Annotated in this window: 14 protein-coding genes and 1 pseudogene; 9 read left to right on the top strand and 6 right to left on the bottom strand. The window is 58.7% G+C overall.

What is annotated here, in order from left to right:
- Positions 1–247: 247 nt before the first annotated feature.
- Positions 248–982 (bottom strand): XRE family transcriptional regulator, encoded by a 735-nt coding sequence (locus PSH66_RS06445; RefSeq protein WP_003172160.1) that lies wholly within the window; start codon positions 980–982, stop codon positions 248–250.
- A 193-nt stretch (positions 983–1,175) separates the two neighbouring features.
- Between PSH66_RS06445 and PSH66_RS06440 the strand changes: the two genes are divergently transcribed.
- The 3 genes from PSH66_RS06440 (at position 1,176) to fdxA (ending at position 4,657) form a co-directional block, all read left to right on the top strand.
- The gene (locus tag PSH66_RS06440) at positions 1,176–1,394 is read left to right on the top strand and encodes a hypothetical protein (RefSeq protein WP_003172159.1); all 219 of its coding nucleotides are present in this window, start codon (positions 1,176–1,178) and stop codon (positions 1,392–1,394) included.
- 204 nt (positions 1,395–1,598) lie between these two features.
- Positions 1,599–4,190: a DNA mismatch repair protein MutS gene (gene mutS, locus PSH66_RS06435; protein ID WP_078823450.1), complete on the top strand. Its 2,592-nt coding sequence runs from the start codon at positions 1,599–1,601 to the stop codon at positions 4,188–4,190.
- 143 nt (positions 4,191–4,333) lie between these two features.
- Entirely contained in the window at positions 4,334–4,657 is a 324-nt protein-coding gene (gene fdxA / locus PSH66_RS06430; RefSeq protein ID WP_003172109.1) for a ferredoxin FdxA, read from the top strand.
- A gap of 494 nt (positions 4,658–5,151) precedes the next feature.
- On the opposite strand, the gene apbC is transcribed toward fdxA, so the two are convergent.
- On the bottom strand, positions 5,152–6,246 hold the full coding sequence (gene apbC / locus PSH66_RS06425) for an iron-sulfur cluster carrier protein ApbC (protein ID WP_141064102.1): 1,095 nt from the start codon (positions 6,244–6,246) through the stop codon (positions 5,152–5,154).
- Positions 6,247–6,417: 171 nt separating this feature from the next.
- Between apbC and metG the strand changes: the two genes are divergently transcribed.
- The 4 genes and pseudogenes from metG to PSH66_RS06405 all read left to right on the top strand — a co-directional run bounded on the left by metG (position 6,418) and on the right by PSH66_RS06405 (position 10,568).
- Positions 6,418–8,469 (top strand): methionine--tRNA ligase, encoded by a 2,052-nt coding sequence (gene metG, locus PSH66_RS06420; RefSeq protein WP_141064101.1) that lies wholly within the window; start codon positions 6,418–6,420, stop codon positions 8,467–8,469.
- 171 nt (positions 8,470–8,640) lie between these two features.
- A pseudogene (rsxB, locus tag PSH66_RS30065) lies at positions 8,641–9,015 on the top strand (electron transport complex subunit RsxB); the annotation flags it as partial.
- Between the two features lie 624 nt (positions 9,016–9,639).
- Positions 9,640–10,278: an endonuclease III gene (gene nth, locus PSH66_RS06410; RefSeq protein WP_003172105.1), complete on the top strand. Its 639-nt coding sequence runs from the start codon at positions 9,640–9,642 to the stop codon at positions 10,276–10,278.
- Positions 10,279–10,385: 107 nt separating this feature from the next.
- On the top strand, positions 10,386–10,568 hold the full coding sequence (locus PSH66_RS06405; RefSeq protein WP_003172104.1) for a PA3496 family putative envelope integrity protein: 183 nt from the start codon (positions 10,386–10,388) through the stop codon (positions 10,566–10,568).
- 76 nt (positions 10,569–10,644) lie between these two features.
- Here PSH66_RS06405 and PSH66_RS06400 read toward each other — a convergent pair whose 3' ends face one another.
- From PSH66_RS06400 to PSH66_RS06390, 3 genes are all read right to left on the bottom strand, one after another.
- The gene (locus PSH66_RS06400; RefSeq protein WP_003172102.1) at positions 10,645–11,277 is read right to left on the bottom strand and encodes a response regulator transcription factor; all 633 of its coding nucleotides are present in this window, start codon (positions 11,275–11,277) and stop codon (positions 10,645–10,647) included.
- A 622-nt stretch (positions 11,278–11,899) separates the two neighbouring features.
- Positions 11,900–13,117, bottom strand: a complete 1,218-nt coding sequence (locus PSH66_RS06395) for an argininosuccinate synthase (RefSeq protein WP_003172101.1) — start codon at positions 13,115–13,117, stop codon at positions 11,900–11,902.
- A gap of 129 nt (positions 13,118–13,246) precedes the next feature.
- The gene (locus PSH66_RS06390) at positions 13,247–14,155 is read right to left on the bottom strand and encodes an OmpA family protein (RefSeq protein WP_305428592.1); all 909 of its coding nucleotides are present in this window, start codon (positions 14,153–14,155) and stop codon (positions 13,247–13,249) included.
- Between the two features lie 156 nt (positions 14,156–14,311).
- Here PSH66_RS06390 and pyrC point away from each other — a divergent pair, with 156 nt between their 5' ends.
- Together pyrC and rnt are read left to right on the top strand one after the other, a co-directional pair.
- Positions 14,312–15,358 carry a dihydroorotase gene (pyrC, locus tag PSH66_RS06385; RefSeq protein WP_003172099.1) on the top strand — a complete coding sequence of 349 codons (1,047 nt, stop codon included), beginning with the start codon at positions 14,312–14,314 and terminating at the stop codon, positions 15,356–15,358.
- Entirely contained in the window at positions 15,355–16,032 is a 678-nt protein-coding gene (gene rnt / locus PSH66_RS06380; RefSeq protein ID WP_003172098.1) for a ribonuclease T, read from the top strand. The genes pyrC and rnt overlap by 4 nt, the downstream gene beginning before the upstream one ends.
- A gap of 78 nt (positions 16,033–16,110) precedes the next feature.
- Here rnt and PSH66_RS06375 read toward each other — a convergent pair whose 3' ends face one another.
- Entirely contained in the window at positions 16,111–16,713 is a 603-nt protein-coding gene (locus PSH66_RS06375) for a peroxiredoxin (protein WP_003172097.1), read from the bottom strand.
- Positions 16,714–16,804 lie beyond the last annotated feature (91 nt).

The following is a 16,804-nucleotide window of genomic DNA, read 5'->3' as shown; positions in this document are numbered from 1 at the left end:
TCCTTGCCAATGTTGCGTGCCTTCCTTGTCTTCCTTGGCAGCATCCTTGCCGCCTCCACCAGGCCTTGTTGGCTGGCTTGAGATGAAGAGTATTACTGGATGCATATACAGTCAATGCACAAATGCATTTATTTTTTTGCGATAAAATGCACAAACGCATTTAAAGCCAGGCAGGCCTAGGGTTTGGCGATTTTTTACAGGTGAAAAAAAGCCCGCACGTTGGCGGGCTTCGTCTGACAGAAAAGAGTTAGCGAGCGTACATGCCCCACCAGAACACGTGGCCCAGGATGCTGATCTGCTCATCCTGGATGTCCTGGAAGCTGTAATCCTCATCGGGGTGTTCATCGCGGTTGAAACTGCGCAGGCGAATACCCGAAGGCAGACGGTAGAGCTGTTTGACCCGCAGTTGGCCATTGTGATTGATGGCGTACAGGTCGCCATCGACGATGTCGCCAATCGCGCTTTTGCCCGCGTTCACACCGACCGTCGCACCGTCGCGCAGCACCGGCAACATGCTGTTGCCGCGCACCGTCACACACTTGGCCTGGTCGAACTGCACACCGTTATGCCGCAGGCTGCGCTTTCCAAAACGCAGGCTGGCCTTCTCGCTTTCCTCGATGACGAATCTTCCTGATCCAGCAGCCAATTCAACCTCACGCAGAAAGGGGATCGACACCTCGTCATCATTAACGGGCGTGTCGTCATCCCACAGGCTTATGTCCTTGAGCTCCGAATGCATGGGGTCGCGCCCCTCCTCGCGCGAAACACCCAGCGCCACGCGGCCGCGCAGTTGGTCGGTGCTGACGCGGAAATACTCGGCAACACGGGAAATGTGCTTGTCCGACGGATCAACGATCTTGCCGCTGAGGATCCGGGACAGAGTGGATTGAGGCACGCCAGTACGCCGGTAAAGCTCCGTGGGGGAGATCCGGTCGCGGTCCAGCAGTTCTCTTAAGACGATAGAAACGTTGCGTTTTTGCATAATGGGGATAGTGACGGGAGTTTTTGGGGTTGGCAAATGCTAAATCGCATAAAAATGCATCATTTATGCATTTTACAGGCCCCAAGCGGCTCTGCGAAGAGTAAACCCTGCATGTTAACCTTGCCGTCATCGCAATAACGGCCGAGGTGGAGATGTCTGCCTCCAAACAAATGCTGCAGTAGGACGAGCACGGATGACTCAATGGCGAACCTATAGCTTTTGGACCAAGGCATGGATGCTCGCAGTGCTTTCGCTCCTGGTCTTGGTGTCCGATGACGCAGACCCAAGCTGGCTGGGCGAAGGTCCATCCCAGCGCAAACGCGTTTTCAGTCCCGGTTTCATTGTGCTCTGCATTTTTGTCGCTGTGTGTGAGCTGATCCTGCTAAGCCACTTTTATGGTGCACGCGGCTGAGTACCCAGGCCCCCATACAAACGGGGATGCCTCAGCGCTTGCGTTGCACACAAGCAGCGAGGGACGTTTCCTTTTGCGTTTTACCCCGGCGCTTGCGACCTGCGAACCTCCGACCTCGCGTGTTAACCTTGCCGCCATCGCAAAAAATGCTGGGCCAAGCGCCCCCTTTGCCCCATCACTTTCAACGAATTTGCCTACTACCCAATGAGTAAGAACACTTCAGACCTATCCTCCCACACCCCGATGATGCAGCAGTACTGGCGCTTGAAAAACCAGCACCCTGATCAGTTGATGTTCTATCGCATGGGCGACTTCTACGAGATCTTCTACGAAGACGCGAAGAAGGCCGCCAAGCTGCTCGACATCACGCTGACCGCGCGCGGGCAGTCGGCGGGGCAGGCGATTCCGATGTGTGGGATTCCTTACCATTCGTTGGAAGGCTATCTAGTCAAGCTGGTGAAGCTGGGTGAGTCGGTGGTGATCTGTGAGCAGATCGGCGATCCGGCCACCAGCAAAGGCCCGGTGGAGCGTCAGGTGGTGCGCATTATTACGCCGGGGACGGTCAGTGATGAGGCGCTGCTGGATGAGCGTCGCGATAACCTGATCGCGGCGGTGTTGGGCGATGAGCGCTTGTTCGGGCTTTCGGTACTGGACATCACCAGCGGTAATTTCAGTGTGCTGGAGATCAAGGGCTGGGAGAACCTGCTGGCGGAGCTGGAGCGTATCAACCCGGTGGAGTTGTTGATCCCGGATGATTGGCCCAAAGACCTGCCAGCAGAAAAACGCCGTGGGACCAAGCGTCGCGCACCGTGGGATTTCGAGCGTGACTCGGCGCTGAAAAGCCTATGCCAACAGTTCTCGGTGCAGGACCTCAAAGGCTTCGGTTGCGAAACCCTGACCCTGGCCATCGGTGCCGCCGGTTGCCTGCTCAGCTACGCCAAGGAAACCCAACGCACCGCCCTGCCGCATTTGCGCAGCCTGCGCCATGAGCGCCTGGATGACACAGTGGTGCTCGATGGCGCGAGCCGTCGCAACCTGGAACTGGACACCAACCTGTCCGGCGGGCGTGACAACACCCTGCAATCGGTGGTCGACCGCTGCCAAACCGCCATGGGCAGCCGTTTGTTGACCCGCTGGCTGAACCGTCCGTTGCGGGATTTGACGGTGCTGCAAGCGCGTCAGACGTCGATTACCTGCCTGCTGGACGGTTATCGCTTTGAAAAGCTGCAGCCGCAGTTGAAGGAAATCGGCGATATCGAGCGTATCCTGGCGCGGATCGGCCTGCGCAATGCACGGCCCCGTGACCTGGCGCGTCTGCGCGACGCCCTTGGCGCACTGCCGCAACTGCAAGTGGCGATGACCGAACTGGATACGCCGCACCTGCAACAACTCGCCGTCACAGCCGGTACCTACCCGGAACTGGCAGCGCTGCTTGAAAAGGCCATCATCGACAACCCGCCGGCGATCATCCGTGACGGCGGCGTACTCAAGACCGGCTACGACAGCGAACTGGACGAATTGCAGTCCCTGAGCGAAAACGCCGGGCAGTTCCTGATAGACCTGGAAGCCCGCGAAAAAGCCCGCACCGGTCTGGCCAACCTGAAGGTGGGCTACAACCGCGTGCATGGCTACTTTATCGAGTTGCCGAGCAAGCAAGCCGAGTCGGCGCCCATCGACTATCAACGCCGCCAGACACTCAAAGGTGCCGAACGCTTTATCACCCCCGAGCTGAAAGCGTTTGAAGACAAGGCGCTGTCGGCCAAGAGTCGTGCCCTGGCTCGGGAAAAGATGCTCTACGAGGCCTTGCTGGAGGACTTGATCAGCCAATTGGCGCCGCTGCAGGACACCGCCGCCGCCCTGGCGGAACTGGATGTGCTGAGCAACCTCGCCGAACGGGCGCTGAATCTTGACCTGAACTGCCCGCGTTTTGTCAGCGAGCCGTGCATGCGCATCGTGCAGGGGCGCCATCCGGTGGTGGAGCAGGTGTTGACTACGCCGTTCGTCGCCAACGACCTGTCGCTGGACGACGACACACGCATGCTGGTGATCACCGGCCCGAACATGGGCGGTAAATCCACTTACATGCGTCAGACCGCATTGATTGTGTTGCTGGCGCATATCGGCAGCTTTGTGCCGGCGGCCAGTTGCGAGTTGTCTCTGGTCGACCGCATTTTCACCCGGATCGGCTCCAGCGATGACCTGGCGGGTGGCCGTTCGACCTTTATGGTGGAAATGAGCGAAACCGCGAACATCCTGCACAACGCCACCGAGCGCAGCCTGGTGCTGATGGACGAAGTCGGCCGCGGCACCAGCACCTTCGACGGCCTGTCCCTGGCCTGGGCGGCGGCCGAGCGTTTGGCGCACTTGCGCGCCTACACGCTGTTTGCCACCCACTACTTTGAACTGACCGTGCTGCCGGAAAGCGAGCCGCTGGTGGCCAACGTGCACCTCAATGCCACCGAGCACAACGAGCGCATCGTGTTCCTGCATCATGTGCTGCCAGGGCCGGCCAGCCAAAGCTACGGCCTGGCCGTGGCACAACTGGCCGGCGTGCCGAACGACGTAATCCTGCGCGCCCGCGAGCACCTCAGCCGCCTGGAAACCACGGCGCTGCCCCACGAAACCGTGGTCGCCAGCCCCGCCAAGGCCGCCCGCAAGCCCGCCGCGCCGCATCAGAGCGATCTGTTCGCCAGCCTGCCCCACCCGGTGCTGGATGAGTTGGCAAAGCTTGACCTGGATGATTTGACGCCGCGCAAAGCGCTCGAAATGTTATATGCACTGAAGACTCGGATATAACGCTGACGCTTGCAAGCTGGTAGACTCTCGCGCGGTTTGGGATGCTGCAGGCTTTTTAGCCTGGCCTGCAGACTATCGCTCCCGAACCTCGCGAGCCCTGCCATAAAGGGTTTCGCTGCCGCCGCCTGAGGAGAAAATTAGAAATGACCTTCGTCGTCACCGACAACTGCATCAAGTGCAAGTACACCGACTGCGTAGAAGTGTGTCCGGTGGACTGCTTTTACGAAGGCCCGAATTTCCTGGTTATCCACCCGGATGAGTGCATTGACTGCGCCCTGTGTGAGCCGGAATGCCCGGCCGTTGCGATTTTCTCCGAGGACGAAGTGCCTGCGGGTATGGAACAGTTCATCCAGTTGAACGTCGAGCTGGCAGAAGTGTGGCCGAACATCACCGAGCGCAAAGATCCGATGCCGGATGCCGCTGAGTGGGATGGCAAACCCAACAAGATTGAGCAACTAGAGCGCTAAAACACCGCTGCCCAACAAAAAAGGCCTTGAGGGCCTTTTTTTGTGCTCGGAGGAACGCATTCACTTTTCTACAGGCAAAAAAAAGGGGCGGTATGACCCGCCCACATTTTTTCCCTAGTCCCTGTATTCCTTTTCATCATCCTGATGAATCGCATCCTGCGACGTTCCCTGAGCCATCGTTCCTTAATGGCTGTGTCAATCCGTGGACACAGGGCTGATATTAGAGAGTTCCAAGGGAAGTTCAACGGGATGCTACCACCGCACCGCCGGGCCTAACCCGTTACCCATTCAGAAATAATATTTATATTTCAATAGCATAGAAAACACTTGCGCAATTTCGAGACAGTCATGGCCGATAAAAACCCCAAACACTTACGAAAAAGTAAGCCAATGCTTACACGAGCAATTGCGTAAAGGGGTAACCAGCGCGCATTGACCGTCTGCCAGCCGTAAAAAAGCCCCGACACTGTCGAGGCCTTTTATCTTCAATCGTTTCAGTCGTCGCTGACGGTAATCGTCGGCATCGCCGGGGCCACGGCTTCCTGTAACACAATCCGCGCACCCACGTGGCGAGCCAGTTCCTGATAGATCATGGCGATCTGGCTGTCGGGCTCCGCCATTACCGTTGGCTTGCCGCCGTCGGCCTGTTCACGAATCAGCATCGACAGCGGCAACGAGGCCAGCAGCTCCACGCCGTACTGGGTGGCGAGCTTCTCGCCGCCGCCTTCACCGAACAGGTGCTCGGCGTGACCGCAGTTGGAACAGATATGCACGGCCATGTTTTCCACGACGCCCAGTACAGGAATGTTGACCTTGCGGAACATCTCCACGCCTTTTTTCGCGTCGAGCAGTGCCAGGTCCTGGGGAGTGGTGACGATCACCGCGCCGGCCACCGGGACTTTCTGCGCCAGGGTCAGCTGGATATCGCCGGTGCCTGGCGGCATGTCGATCACCAGGTAATCCAGGTCGCCCCAGGCGGTCTGGGTAACCAGTTGCAGCAAGGCACCGGACACCATCGGCCCGCGCCACACCATCGGTGTGTTGTCGTCGGTGAGGAAGGCCATGGACATGACTTCGACACCCAGGGACTCGATCGGCACGAACCACTTCTGGTCCTTGACCTTTGGCCGCGTGCCTTCGGCGATGCCAAACATCACGCCCTGGCTGGGGCCGTAGATGTCAGCGTCGAGAATACCCACGCGCGCGCCTTCGCGGGCCAGTGCCAGCGCCAGGTTGGCCGCCGTGGTGGACTTGCCCACGCCGCCCTTGCCGGAGGCTACGGCGACCACATTCTTGACGTTGGCCAGGCCCGGGATCTGCGCCTGGGCCTTGTGCGGGGCGATCACGCACTGGATGTCGACCTTGGCCGAACGCACACCGTCCAGCCCCTCAATGGCCATCTGCAGCATTTGCGCCCAGCCATTCTTGAACAAGCCGGCGGCATAGCCCAGCTCCAGCTGGACCGACACCTGATCACCCTGGACCTCGATGGCACGCACACAACCGGCACTGACCGGGTCCTGGTTCAAATAGGGGTCGGTGTACTGGCGAAGAACGGCTTCCACCGCTGCGCGATTCACGGCGCTCATGGGCTACTCCCGAAAAAGACTGACTGAAACAGGCGGCTATCCTAACCGTTCCAGCAGCTTAACGGCATGCTTTCGAAGGTTCGGAAGATTCGGAAACAGCGCCACGGGGTGAAATAAATTCGCCGGCGCTTTATAGTGGCCGACCTCCGTTTCATCAAGTAGCCGAGCCCCATGTCCGAGCCACGCAAGATCCTCGTCACCAGCGCCCTGCCCTATGCCAATGGTTCCATCCATCTTGGCCATATGCTTGAGTACATCCAGACCGATATGTGGGTGCGCTTCCAGAAGCATCGCGGCAACCAATGCATCTATGTCTGCGCGGACGACGCCCACGGTTCGGCCATCATGTTGCGCGCCGAAAAGGAAGGCATCACCCCGGAACAACTGATCGCCAATGTGCAGGCTGAACACAGCGCCGACTTTGCCGAGTTCCTGGTGGATTTCGACAATTTCCATTCGACCCACTGCGAAGAAAACCGCGAGCTGTCGAGCCAGATCTACCTGCGATTGAAGGAAGCCGGGCACATCGACCAGCGTTCGGTGACCCAGTATTTCGACCCGGAAAAGAAAATGTTCCTGGCCGACCGCTTCATCAAGGGCACCTGCCCGAAATGCGGCACCGAAGACCAGTACGGCGACAACTGCGAAAAATGCGGCGCCACCTACGCACCGACTGACTTGAAGGATCCGAAGTCGGCGATTTCCGGCGCCACGCCGGTGCTCAAGGACTCCCAGCACTTCTTCTTCAAGCTCCCGGATTTCCAGCAGATGCTGCAAACCTGGACCCGCAGCGGCACCTTGCAGGACGCCGTGGCCAACAAACTCTCGGAATGGCTCGACAGTGGCCTGCAGCAGTGGGACATCTCCCGCGATGCGCCCTACTTCGGCTTCGAGATTCCGGGCGAGCCGGGCAAGTATTTCTATGTATGGCTGGATGCGCCGATTGGCTACATGGCCAGTTTCAAGAACCTGTGCGACCGCACACCTGAGCTGGACTTCGACGCGTTCTGGGGCAAGGACTCCACCGCCGAGTTGTACCACTTCATCGGCAAGGACATCGTCAACTTCCACGCACTGTTCTGGCCCGCGATGCTCGAAGGCTCGGGCTACCGCAAGCCGACCGGCATCAACGTACACGGCTACCTGACGGTCAACGGCCAGAAGATGTCCAAGTCCCGGGGCACCTTTATCAAGGCGCGCACCTACCTGGACCACCTGGCGCCGGAATACCTGCGCTACTACTATGCGTCCAAGCTGGGCCGTGGCGTCGATGACCTGGACCTGAACCTGGAAGATTTCGTACAGAAGGTCAACTCGGACCTGGTGGGCAAAGTCGTCAACATCGCCAGCCGTTGCGCCGGTTTTATCCACAAGGGCAATGCCGGCGTGCTGGTGGCTGAAAATGCCGCGCCGGAACTGACCGACGCCTTCCTGGCCGCTGCGCCAAGCATCGCCGACGCCTATGAAGCCCGCGATTTCGCGCGCGCCATGCGCGAGATCATGGGCCTGGCCGACCGCGCCAACGCCTGGATCGCCGACAAGGCACCCTGGTCGCTGAACAAACAGGAAGGCAAGCAGGCTGAAGTCCAGGCGATCTGCGCCACCGGCGTCAACCTGTTCCGCCAGTTGGTGATCTTCCTCAAGCCGGTGCTGCCGTTGCTGGCCGCCGACGCCGAAGCGTTCCTCAATGTGCCGCCACTGACCTGGAACGACCACGCCACGTTGCTCAGCAATCATCAACTGAACGAGTTCAAGCCGTTGATGACCCGTATCGACCCGGTAAAAGTCCAGGCCATGACCGATGCTTCGAAAGAAGACCTGGTCGCCAGCCAGACCGATACCGGCTCGGCTGCACCAGCGGGCAATGGTGAGTTGGCCAAGGACCCCATTTCCCCGGAAATCGACTTTGACGCCTTTGCCGCCGTGGACCTGCGCGTGGCGCTGATCGTCAAGGCCGAAGCGGTTGAAGGTGCCGACAAACTACTGCGCCTGACTCTGGATCTGGGTGGCGAGCAACGTAACGTGTTCTCCGGGATCAAGAGCGCCTATCCGGACCCGTCCAAGCTCGACGGTCGCCTGACCATGATGATCGCCAACCTCAAGCCGCGCAAAATGAAGTTCGGTATATCCGAAGGTATGGTGATGGCAGCCGGCCCTGGCGGTGAAGAGATCTACCTGCTGAGCCCTGACACTGGCGCCAAGCCGGGCCAGCGCATCAAGTAAGCCCTGCCCGACAGCCCTGTCGTTTCGGCGACAGGGCTTTTGCGCTAGCCCCCCTCTCTTGCTTGCCGGATAATCAGCTTTCTGTTTGTTTAACCGGCCTGCCCTGGGGCTTGTCACCACACGGGTGACGCTCCTGGGTTTCAACGCAATGATCAACGCATGAACCTTATTCAACGTATCGACGCGCTGCTGCCACAGACCCAATGCGGCAAATGCGGGCATCCGGGCTGCAAGCCCTACGCCGAAGGCATTGCCGCGGGCGAGGCGATCAACAAGTGCCCGCCGGGTGGGCAGGAAACCATTATCGGCTTGTCGCAGTTACTGCGTGTGCCAGTGCTGGAACTGGACGCGACTCGCGGCGAGGCGCCTGCGCAAGTGGCATATATCCGTGAGGCTGAATGCATCGGCTGCACCAAGTGCATCCAGGCATGCCCAGTGGATGCCATCGTCGGCGCGGCCAAATTGATGCACACGGTGATTAGCGACGAATGCACGGGCTGCGACCTGTGCGTCGCGCCTTGCCCGGTGGACTGCATCGAAATGCGCCCGCCCACATCAGTGCTGCCGATTGTGGGCGGCCTGGCGGCGAGCGACGAGCAGCGCCGTGAACGCAACGTCAAACGCAACCGGGCACGCCGGCGCTTCGAGCAACGTAACGGGCGCCTGCAACGGGAAGAAGCACACAGACTGGCCGAGCGCCTGGCCAGGGCCAAGCGTCCGACGGCGCTGGAGCCGGTTCAACACGATGCGGTAGAGGCGGCACAGGACGCTGCGGTGAAAAAAGCCAAGATCAACGTCGCGATGAGTCGTGCCCAGTTGCACAAATCGCTAAAGGCATTTGGACATCCACCGACGTTTGAGCAACAGTCGCAATTGATCGTGTTGCAACTGCAGTTTGAAGCGGCGGAGCAGGCGCTGGCGGCCATTGAGGCTGGCAGCACACCCGCCATGCCGCTACCAGCTCGCAACAGTGCCGAGCTCAAACGCGCCAAGATCCAGCTGGCAATGCGGCGCGCCGAACTGAAAAAAGCCCAGGACCAGCAAGCCGACACGCAGCAGTTGGCCGACGCGCTGCAACGCCTGGATGAAGCGCAACGCCAGGTAGACGCCCATGGCGCTTGAACCACGACTCGAAACGACGCTGAACGCCTGCAAGGAACCCACCGCCGTATGAACGCCGCCAAACGCCTGGAAATTTTCCGCCGGTTTCACGAAGACAATCCGGAGCCCAAGACCGAACTGGCCTACACCTCACCGTTCGAGTTGCTGATTGCGGTGATCCTGTCTGCTCAGTCCACCGACGTTGGCGTCAACAAGGCCACCGCCAAGCTGTACCCCGTGGCCAACACCCCGGAGGCCATCTATGCCCTGGGTGTGGACGGTTTGTCGGAATACATCAAGACCATCGGCCTGTACAACAGTAAGGCCAAGAATGTCATCGAAACCTGCCGCCTGTTGATCGAACAGCATGGCAGTGAAGTGCCGCAAACGCGTGAGGCGCTGGAAGCGTTGCCGGGGGTGGGCCGCAAAACCGCCAACGTGGTGCTCAATACCGCGTTTCGGCAACTGACCATGGCCGTGGACACGCACATTTTCCGGGTCAGCAATCGCACCGGCATTGCTCGCGGCAAAAACGTGGTGGAAGTGGAAAAACAGCTGATGAAGTTTGTACCCAAGCCCTATCTACTGGACTCCCACCATTGGCTCATCCTTCACGGACGCTACGTGTGCCAGGCTCGCAAGCCGCGCTGTGGCAGTTGCCGTATCGAGGACCTGTGCGAATACAAAGACAAAACTTCCGACGATTGAGGTTCCATAGCTTTTTTCGATCTCTCGATTGAAAAAATCTTTTTTACCCATCCCCGAATTATCGTTATAAGGAGCGCCAACGGCAGTCTTAGCCTGGAGTTAACCTTATGAGCACTGGCAAGGAACAACTGGAAGTAGACGACGGCGTCGAGTCGGAAGAGGATGAGGTGGTAGAGCCTGTCGTAGTGGAAGTCGCCAAAACCAATCTAAGCAAACGCCGCACCATCGACAATCTGCTGGAAGAGCGACGCTTGCAAAAACAATTGGCCGAATACGACTTCGATCTCTGATCAGTCAGTCGACGGCCGGAAGCCTCCCTCACGGAGGCTTTTTCTGCCGGGTACCCTGGATAGGCGTTGAGCGCCTCTAAACCAACCCGTTGCGCTGGGCCAGCTCGATCAGGTCCACCAGGGATCGCGCATTGAGCTTAAGCAGCAGTCGAGTCTTGTAGGTGCTCACGGTTTTGTTACTGAGGAACATACCGTCGGCGATCTCCTTGTTGGTCTTGCCCCGCGCCAATTGCTGCAACACCATCATCTCGCGGCCCGAAAGACGCTCGACCATATCGGCCTCACTGGCATTGCCCATGGTGGAGCGCACTGAGTTGAGCGCCTGGTTCGGGAAGTAGCTGTAGCCCGACAGGACAGCCTTGATCGCACTCAGCAACTCCGTCAGGTCCTGTTGCTTGCACACATAGCCCGCCGCCCCCGCCTGCATGCAGCGCATGGAAAAATGTCCAGGGGCCTGGGACGTGAGCACCAGCACCTTGAACGGTGCAGGTTGCTTTGTAGACGACAACCGGCAAATAACTTCCAGACCGTCAAGTTGGGGGATCCCAATATCCAGTATGACAATATCCGGCATATGCTCCCGTGCAAGCTGCAACGCATCGACACCGTTATCAGTCTCGGCAACGACCTCATAACCATGACGTTCCATTAGCATACGCACAGCAAGACGAATGACAGGATGATCATCCACGATCAGCACTTTATTCATGAGAAAGTCCAATTTCGCTGTTCGAATTATTTAGAGCAAGCACAATAGCCTAGTCGTTTCCTAGTTGGCATAGCGCTCCCCCCCGAGCAACAGCAAGCAGAGACATGAGCCACAGAGATAAAGGAATTGCCCTACAAAAAACCGCCTGACTGGATGTATCCAGTTTTATGGGGCCTTTCAGACCTTTCCGGGACTCTACATATTTTGAGTGAAATCTATAGGTACTGAGGGGCAGCAGGTAAACGTACCGCACAGTACTTTCAGGAAATGCCCCTTGCCCACCCCTGCCGTACGTTAAGAGTGGCCATGAAAGATTGATAGTTTCAGTTCCATTTAACATATTTATTTACTTCCTTATTTCCTACAGAGTTTTCACAAAACTACACACTTACTCCCCTGCATGAGTGAACTTTCTGTAAGACTAGTTCCTACATAGGTGTAAACAATTCATTCAATCCTACACATATCAATGGCTACGGATTTAAATAAACCCAATAAACGTTTATCGACTCGAAAGCCGGTGCACTGTTAAACAAACCTAAACATTGCGCATCCATCTGAATTTTCTGCAAAAAAAATGGCCCCTTGAACAAGGGGCCATTTTTTACAGCGGGTGCGGCACTCAGAACAACGAACGACCTTTGTTGGCCGCGATGCGCATGCGCAGTGCGTTCAACTTGATAAAGCCCGCTGCGTCAGCCTGGTTGTAGGCACCACCGTCTTCTTCGAAAGTAGCGATGTTGGCATCGAACAGCGAATCATCCGACTTGCGACCGGTGACGATCACGTTGCCTTTGTAGAGTTTCAGGCGCACAACGCCGTTCACGTGAGCCTGGGAGGCGTCGATCATCTGCTGCAGCATCAGACGCTCAGGGCTCCACCAGTAGCCGGTGTAGATCAGGCTGGCATACTTGGGCATCAGCTCGTCTTTGAGGTGAGCGACTTCGCGGTCCAGAGTGATGGACTCGATGGCGCGGTGAGCGCGCAGCATGATGGTGCCGCCTGGGGTTTCGTAGCAACCACGGGACTTCATGCCCACGTAACGGTTCTCGACGATGTCGAGGCGACCGATACCGTGTTCGCCGCCGATACGGTTCAGGGTCGCCAGCACGGTGGCCGGGGTCATGTCGACGCCATCCAGCGCGACGATGTCGCCGTTGCGGTAGGTCAGTTCCAGGTACTGTGGCTTGTCTGGCGCGTTCTCCGGGGAGACGGTCCATTTCCACATGTCTTCTTCGTGCTCGGTCCAGGTGTCTTCCAGCACGCCGCCTTCATAGGAGATGTGCAGCAGGTTGGCGTCCATCGAGTACGGGGACTTCTTCTTGCCATGGCGCTCGATCGGAATCGCGTGCTTCTCGGCGTAATCCATCAGTTTTTCACGGGACAGCAGGTCCCATTCACGCCAGGGCGCAATCACTTTCACGCCTGGTTTGAGGGCGTAGGCACCCAGTTCGAAACGCACCTGGTCGTTGCCTTTACCGGTCGCGCCATGGGAAATGGCGTCAGCGCCGGTTTCGTTGGCGATTTCGATCAGGCGCTTGGCGATCAGTGGACGTGCGATGGAGGTACCCAGCAGGTACTCGCCTTCGTAGACGGTGTTGGCGCGAAACATCGGGAAGACGAAATCGCGGACGAACTCTTCGCGCAGGTCATCAATGTAGATCTCTTTCACGCCCATGGCTTGCGCCTTGGCACGTGCAGGTTCGACCTCTTCGCCCTGACCCAGGTCAGCGGTGAAGGTCACCACTTCACAGTTATAAGTATCCTGCAGCCACTTGAGGATCACCGAAGTGTCCAGGCCGCCGGAATACGCGAGAACGACCTTGTTTACGTCGGCCATGCCATCACTCCACGGGGTTGTACGGAAAGGCGTCGATTCTACCGACCAAAACCGCGAATTTACAGGGGCGCGACAGCAAATGAAGATAAAGCGACAGATTATGTCGAGCGAGCGACCGATGGCCGCACGTCAGGACGTGTGCGCAGGGTTGCTCGGACCCGTGGCCTGGGGGGCCGGTTTCTCGGGGGCAGCCACACGCTCAAGCTGAATATTAACCCGGCGGTTGCGGGCCCGGTTGGCGGCATTGGTGTTGGGTACCAAGGGGTAGCTCTCGCCATGGAAACGCAGAGTGATCTGCGATTCCTGGATGCCATTGGCCTTGAAGTAGTCCATCACCGCCAACGCGCGACGGCGCGAGACATCACGGTTGCTCAGGCGATTGCCGCTGTTGTCCGAGTGGCCGTTCAACTCGATATGATTGACGGTCGGATCAGCCTTCATGAACTCGATAATCACCGCCAGTTTCTGCTTGGCGGCTGCGTCCAGCTCGATGCCACCACCGGGGAAACCGACTTCGGTCTGCTTGACCTGATCGTAATTCATCGGCAACAGCTTGCCGGTGCACAACTGATAATCGCTGTAGGCCTTGTTGAATTTGACCGGCAACAGGCGAATTTCCGAATAGCCGCCGTCACGCCCGTAATGTCGGACGGTCGGCGAGCGCCCGTCGAGCAAGCCATTGAACAGGCGCCCGGCCTGGGCCTGGGAACTGTTGAAGAGCACATCGCCGCTGCCGGCACGCACGGCCCCGAGGTTGATATCGCCACGCCCTGGCTGCCACGGCGCGGCGGCGGCCAACAAGGTGGCCGACCCGCCGCCCAGCGAGCCGTTATAGGCTTTAAGGCGAAACGTCGCCTGCTCACCGGCCCGGCGCACGAACTCACCCGAACCGAAGTCGGTGATCGGCTGGGTCAGGCGGCACTCGAATTGGTCACCTTCCACCTTCCACTCAATGTTCTCCAGACGTGTCTGGAACGTGAGTGCCATCGCAGGCAGGCTGGCGAACACACTGAGCAGGGCTAGATAATGCTGGCGCACGGGAGGCTCCACTGGTTTCTACAACACTTCAAAGCGTCATACATCGTTAAGGCATACCCACCGCTATCGGTCGCATCCTGCAAAACTTGATAGCGAGTGCCTGCAAGAGTCTTTTCCGGTAGCATTCCCACCAGATTGACCCGCCTGGAATCCCCAATGTCCGACCGCCTGACCCTGCTGCGTCCCGACGACTGGCATATTCATCTTCGCGATGGTGCTGCGTTACCCCAAACCGTGGCCGATGTTGCGCGTACGTTCGGCCGCGCCATCATCATGCCAAACCTGGTACCACCGGTCCGTAATGCCGCGCAAGCCGACGCCTATCGCCAGCGTATCCTCGCTGCGCGACCGGCCGGCAGCCGCTTCGAGCCGTTGATGGTGCTCTACCTGACCGACCGCACCCAGCCCGAAGAAATTCGTGAGGCCATGGCCAGCGGTTTCGTGCACGCCGCCAAGCTGTACCCGGCCGGCGCGACCACCAACTCCGATTCCGGCGTGACCAGTATCGACAAGATCCTGCCGGCCATCGAAGCCATGGCGCACGTTGGCATGCCGCTGTTGATCCACGGTGAAGTCACCCGTGGCGACGTGGACGTGTTCGATCGCGAGAAAATCTTCATCGACGAGCACATGCGCCGCGTGGTCGAGCTGTTTCCGACTCTCAAGGTGGTGTTCGAGCACATCACCACGGCCGATGCCGTGCAGTTCGTCACCGAGGCTTCGGCCAACGTCGGCGCGACCATCACCGCGCATCACCTGCTCTATAACCGCAACCACATGCTGGTGGGCGGGATTCGGCCGCATTTCTATTGCCTGCCGATCCTCAAGCGCAACACCCATCAGGTGGCGCTGCTGGATGCCGCAACCAGCGGCAATCCGAAGTTCTTCCTCGGTACCGATTCCGCGCCCCACGCCCAGCACGCCAAGGAAGCCGCGTGCGGTTGCGCCGGCTGCTACACCGCGTTTGCCGCCATCGAGCTGTACGCCGAAGCGTTCGAACAGCGCAACGCCCTGGACAAGCTTGAAGGTTTCGCCAGCCTCAACGGCCCGCGCTTCTATGGCCTGCCGGCGAATACAGACCGCATTACCCTGGTCCGCGAAGACTGGACCGCCCCCGCCAGCCTGCCCTTTGGCGAGCTGACTGTTATCCCGCTGCGCGCCGGTGAAACACTGCGCTGGCGCCTGCTGGAGGAAAGCAAGTGAGTGAAGACCATTACGATGACGACCAGGAACACGGCGGCGGCGGCGGTGGCTCGCGCCACCCGATGGCCGAACGTTTCCGAGGCTACCTGCCTGTCGTTATCGACGTAGAAACCGGCGGCTTCAATTGCGCCACCGATGCATTGCTGGAAATTGCCGCCACGACCATTGGCATGGATGAACAGGGTTTTGTGTATCCAGAACATACCCACTTCTTCCGCGTCGAGCCGTTCGAAGGCGCCAACATCGAAGCCGCCGCCCTTGAATTCACCGGGATCAAGCTCGATCACCCGCTGCGCATGGCAGTCAGTGAAGAAACGGCTCTGACCGATATCTTCCGTGGCGTGCGCAAGGCATTGAAGGCCAATGGCTGCAAGCGCGCGATCCTGGTAGGGCACAACAGCAGCTTCGACCTGGGTTTCCTGAATGCCGCCGTGGCGCGCCTGGACATGAAACGCAACCCGTTCCACCCGTTCTCCAGCTTCGACACCGCGACCCTCGCCGGCCTCGCCTACGGTCAGACCGTACTGGCCAAAGCCTGCCAGGCAGCCGGAATCGATTTTGACGGGCGTGAGGCCCACTCGGCGCGCTACGACACCGAGAAGACCGCCGAGCTGTTCTGCGGCATCGTCAATCGCTGGAAGCAGATGGGCGGATGGGAAGATTTCGGCGACTGAGCGTCTCCTGAACGCGCCGCGCGCTCCCATAAAAAAACCGGCCCTCTCAGGCCGGTTTTTTTGTACCTCGATTCCGGCTTACAGCTTGCCGGCATTCTCGGTCAGGTAAGCCGCAACACCTTCTGGCGAAGCGTTCATGCCCTTGTCGCCTTTCTTCCAGTTGGCAGGGCAGACTTCACCGTGCTCTTCGTGGAATTGCAGCGCGTCGACCAGGCGGATCAACTCTTCCATGTTACGGCCCAGTGGCAGGTCGTTGATGATCTGCGAGCGCACAACGCCCTTGTCATCGATCAGGAACGCGCCACGGAAGGCCACGCCGCCTTCGGACTCAACGTCGTAGGCCTTGGCGATGTCGTGCTTCATGTCGGCAGCCATGGTGTATTTGACTTTGCCGATGCCGCCATCATTGATGGCGGTGTTGCGCCAGGCGTTGTGGGTGAAATGGGAGTCGATGGAAACGGCGACCACTTCAACGTTACGCGCCTTGAAATCGTCCATGCGGTGGTCCAGTGCGATCAGCTCCGAAGGGCACACGAAAGTGAAGTCCAGCGGGTAGAAGAACACCAGGCCGTATTTGCCTTTGATGGCTTCGGACAGTTTGAAGCTGTCAACGATTTCGCCATTGCCGAGGACGGCAGGTACGTCGAAATCCGGGGCTTGTTTGCCGACGAGTACGCTCATTGGGTATCTCCTGATGTAAGGGTGACGATTGAAGTAAAAGGACTGGCCTTGAGTCTGCCGCGTTTAAGCGACAGGCCTGTGACGCAGTCAC

The organism is Pseudomonas sp. FP597 (genome assembly GCF_030687435.1).
Classification (GTDB): Bacteria; Pseudomonadota; Gammaproteobacteria; order Pseudomonadales; family Pseudomonadaceae; genus Aquipseudomonas; species Aquipseudomonas lactucae.
Note: the sequence above shows the minus strand (reverse complement) of the source record. Positions and strands in the feature narration are given on the sequence as shown.

Bases quoted from the DNA above. Each gene is read 5' to 3' on its own strand.
- PSH66_RS06395 (WP_003172101.1), bottom strand. From the start codon at position 13,117: ATGGCCGACGTAAACAAGGTCGTTCTCGCGTATTCCGGCGGCCTGGAC.
- PSH66_RS06445 (WP_003172160.1), bottom strand. From the start codon at position 982: ATGCAAAAACGCAACGTTTCTATCGTCTTAAGAGAACTGCTGGACCGC.
- PSH66_RS06400 (WP_003172102.1), bottom strand. From the start codon at position 11,277: ATGAATAAAGTGCTGATCGTGGATGATCATCCTGTCATTCGTCTTGCT.
- PSH66_RS06405 (WP_003172104.1), top strand. From the start codon at position 10,386: ATGAGCACTGGCAAGGAACAACTGGAAGTAGACGACGGCGTCGAGTCG.
- PSH66_RS06440 (WP_003172159.1), top strand. From the start codon at position 1,176: ATGACTCAATGGCGAACCTATAGCTTTTGGACCAAGGCATGGATGCTC.
- nth (WP_003172105.1), top strand. From the start codon at position 9,640: ATGAACGCCGCCAAACGCCTGGAAATTTTCCGCCGGTTTCACGAAGAC.
- apbC (WP_141064102.1), bottom strand. From the start codon at position 6,246: ATGAGCGCCGTGAATCGCGCAGCGGTGGAAGCCGTTCTTCGCCAGTAC.
- PSH66_RS06375 (WP_003172097.1), bottom strand. From the start codon at position 16,713: ATGAGCGTACTCGTCGGCAAACAAGCCCCGGATTTCGACGTACCTGCC.
- pyrC (WP_003172099.1), top strand. From the start codon at position 14,312: ATGTCCGACCGCCTGACCCTGCTGCGTCCCGACGACTGGCATATTCAT.
- metG (WP_141064101.1), top strand. From the start codon at position 6,418: ATGTCCGAGCCACGCAAGATCCTCGTCACCAGCGCCCTGCCCTATGCC.
- fdxA (WP_003172109.1), top strand. From the start codon at position 4,334: ATGACCTTCGTCGTCACCGACAACTGCATCAAGTGCAAGTACACCGAC.
- mutS (WP_078823450.1), top strand. From the start codon at position 1,599: ATGAGTAAGAACACTTCAGACCTATCCTCCCACACCCCGATGATGCAG.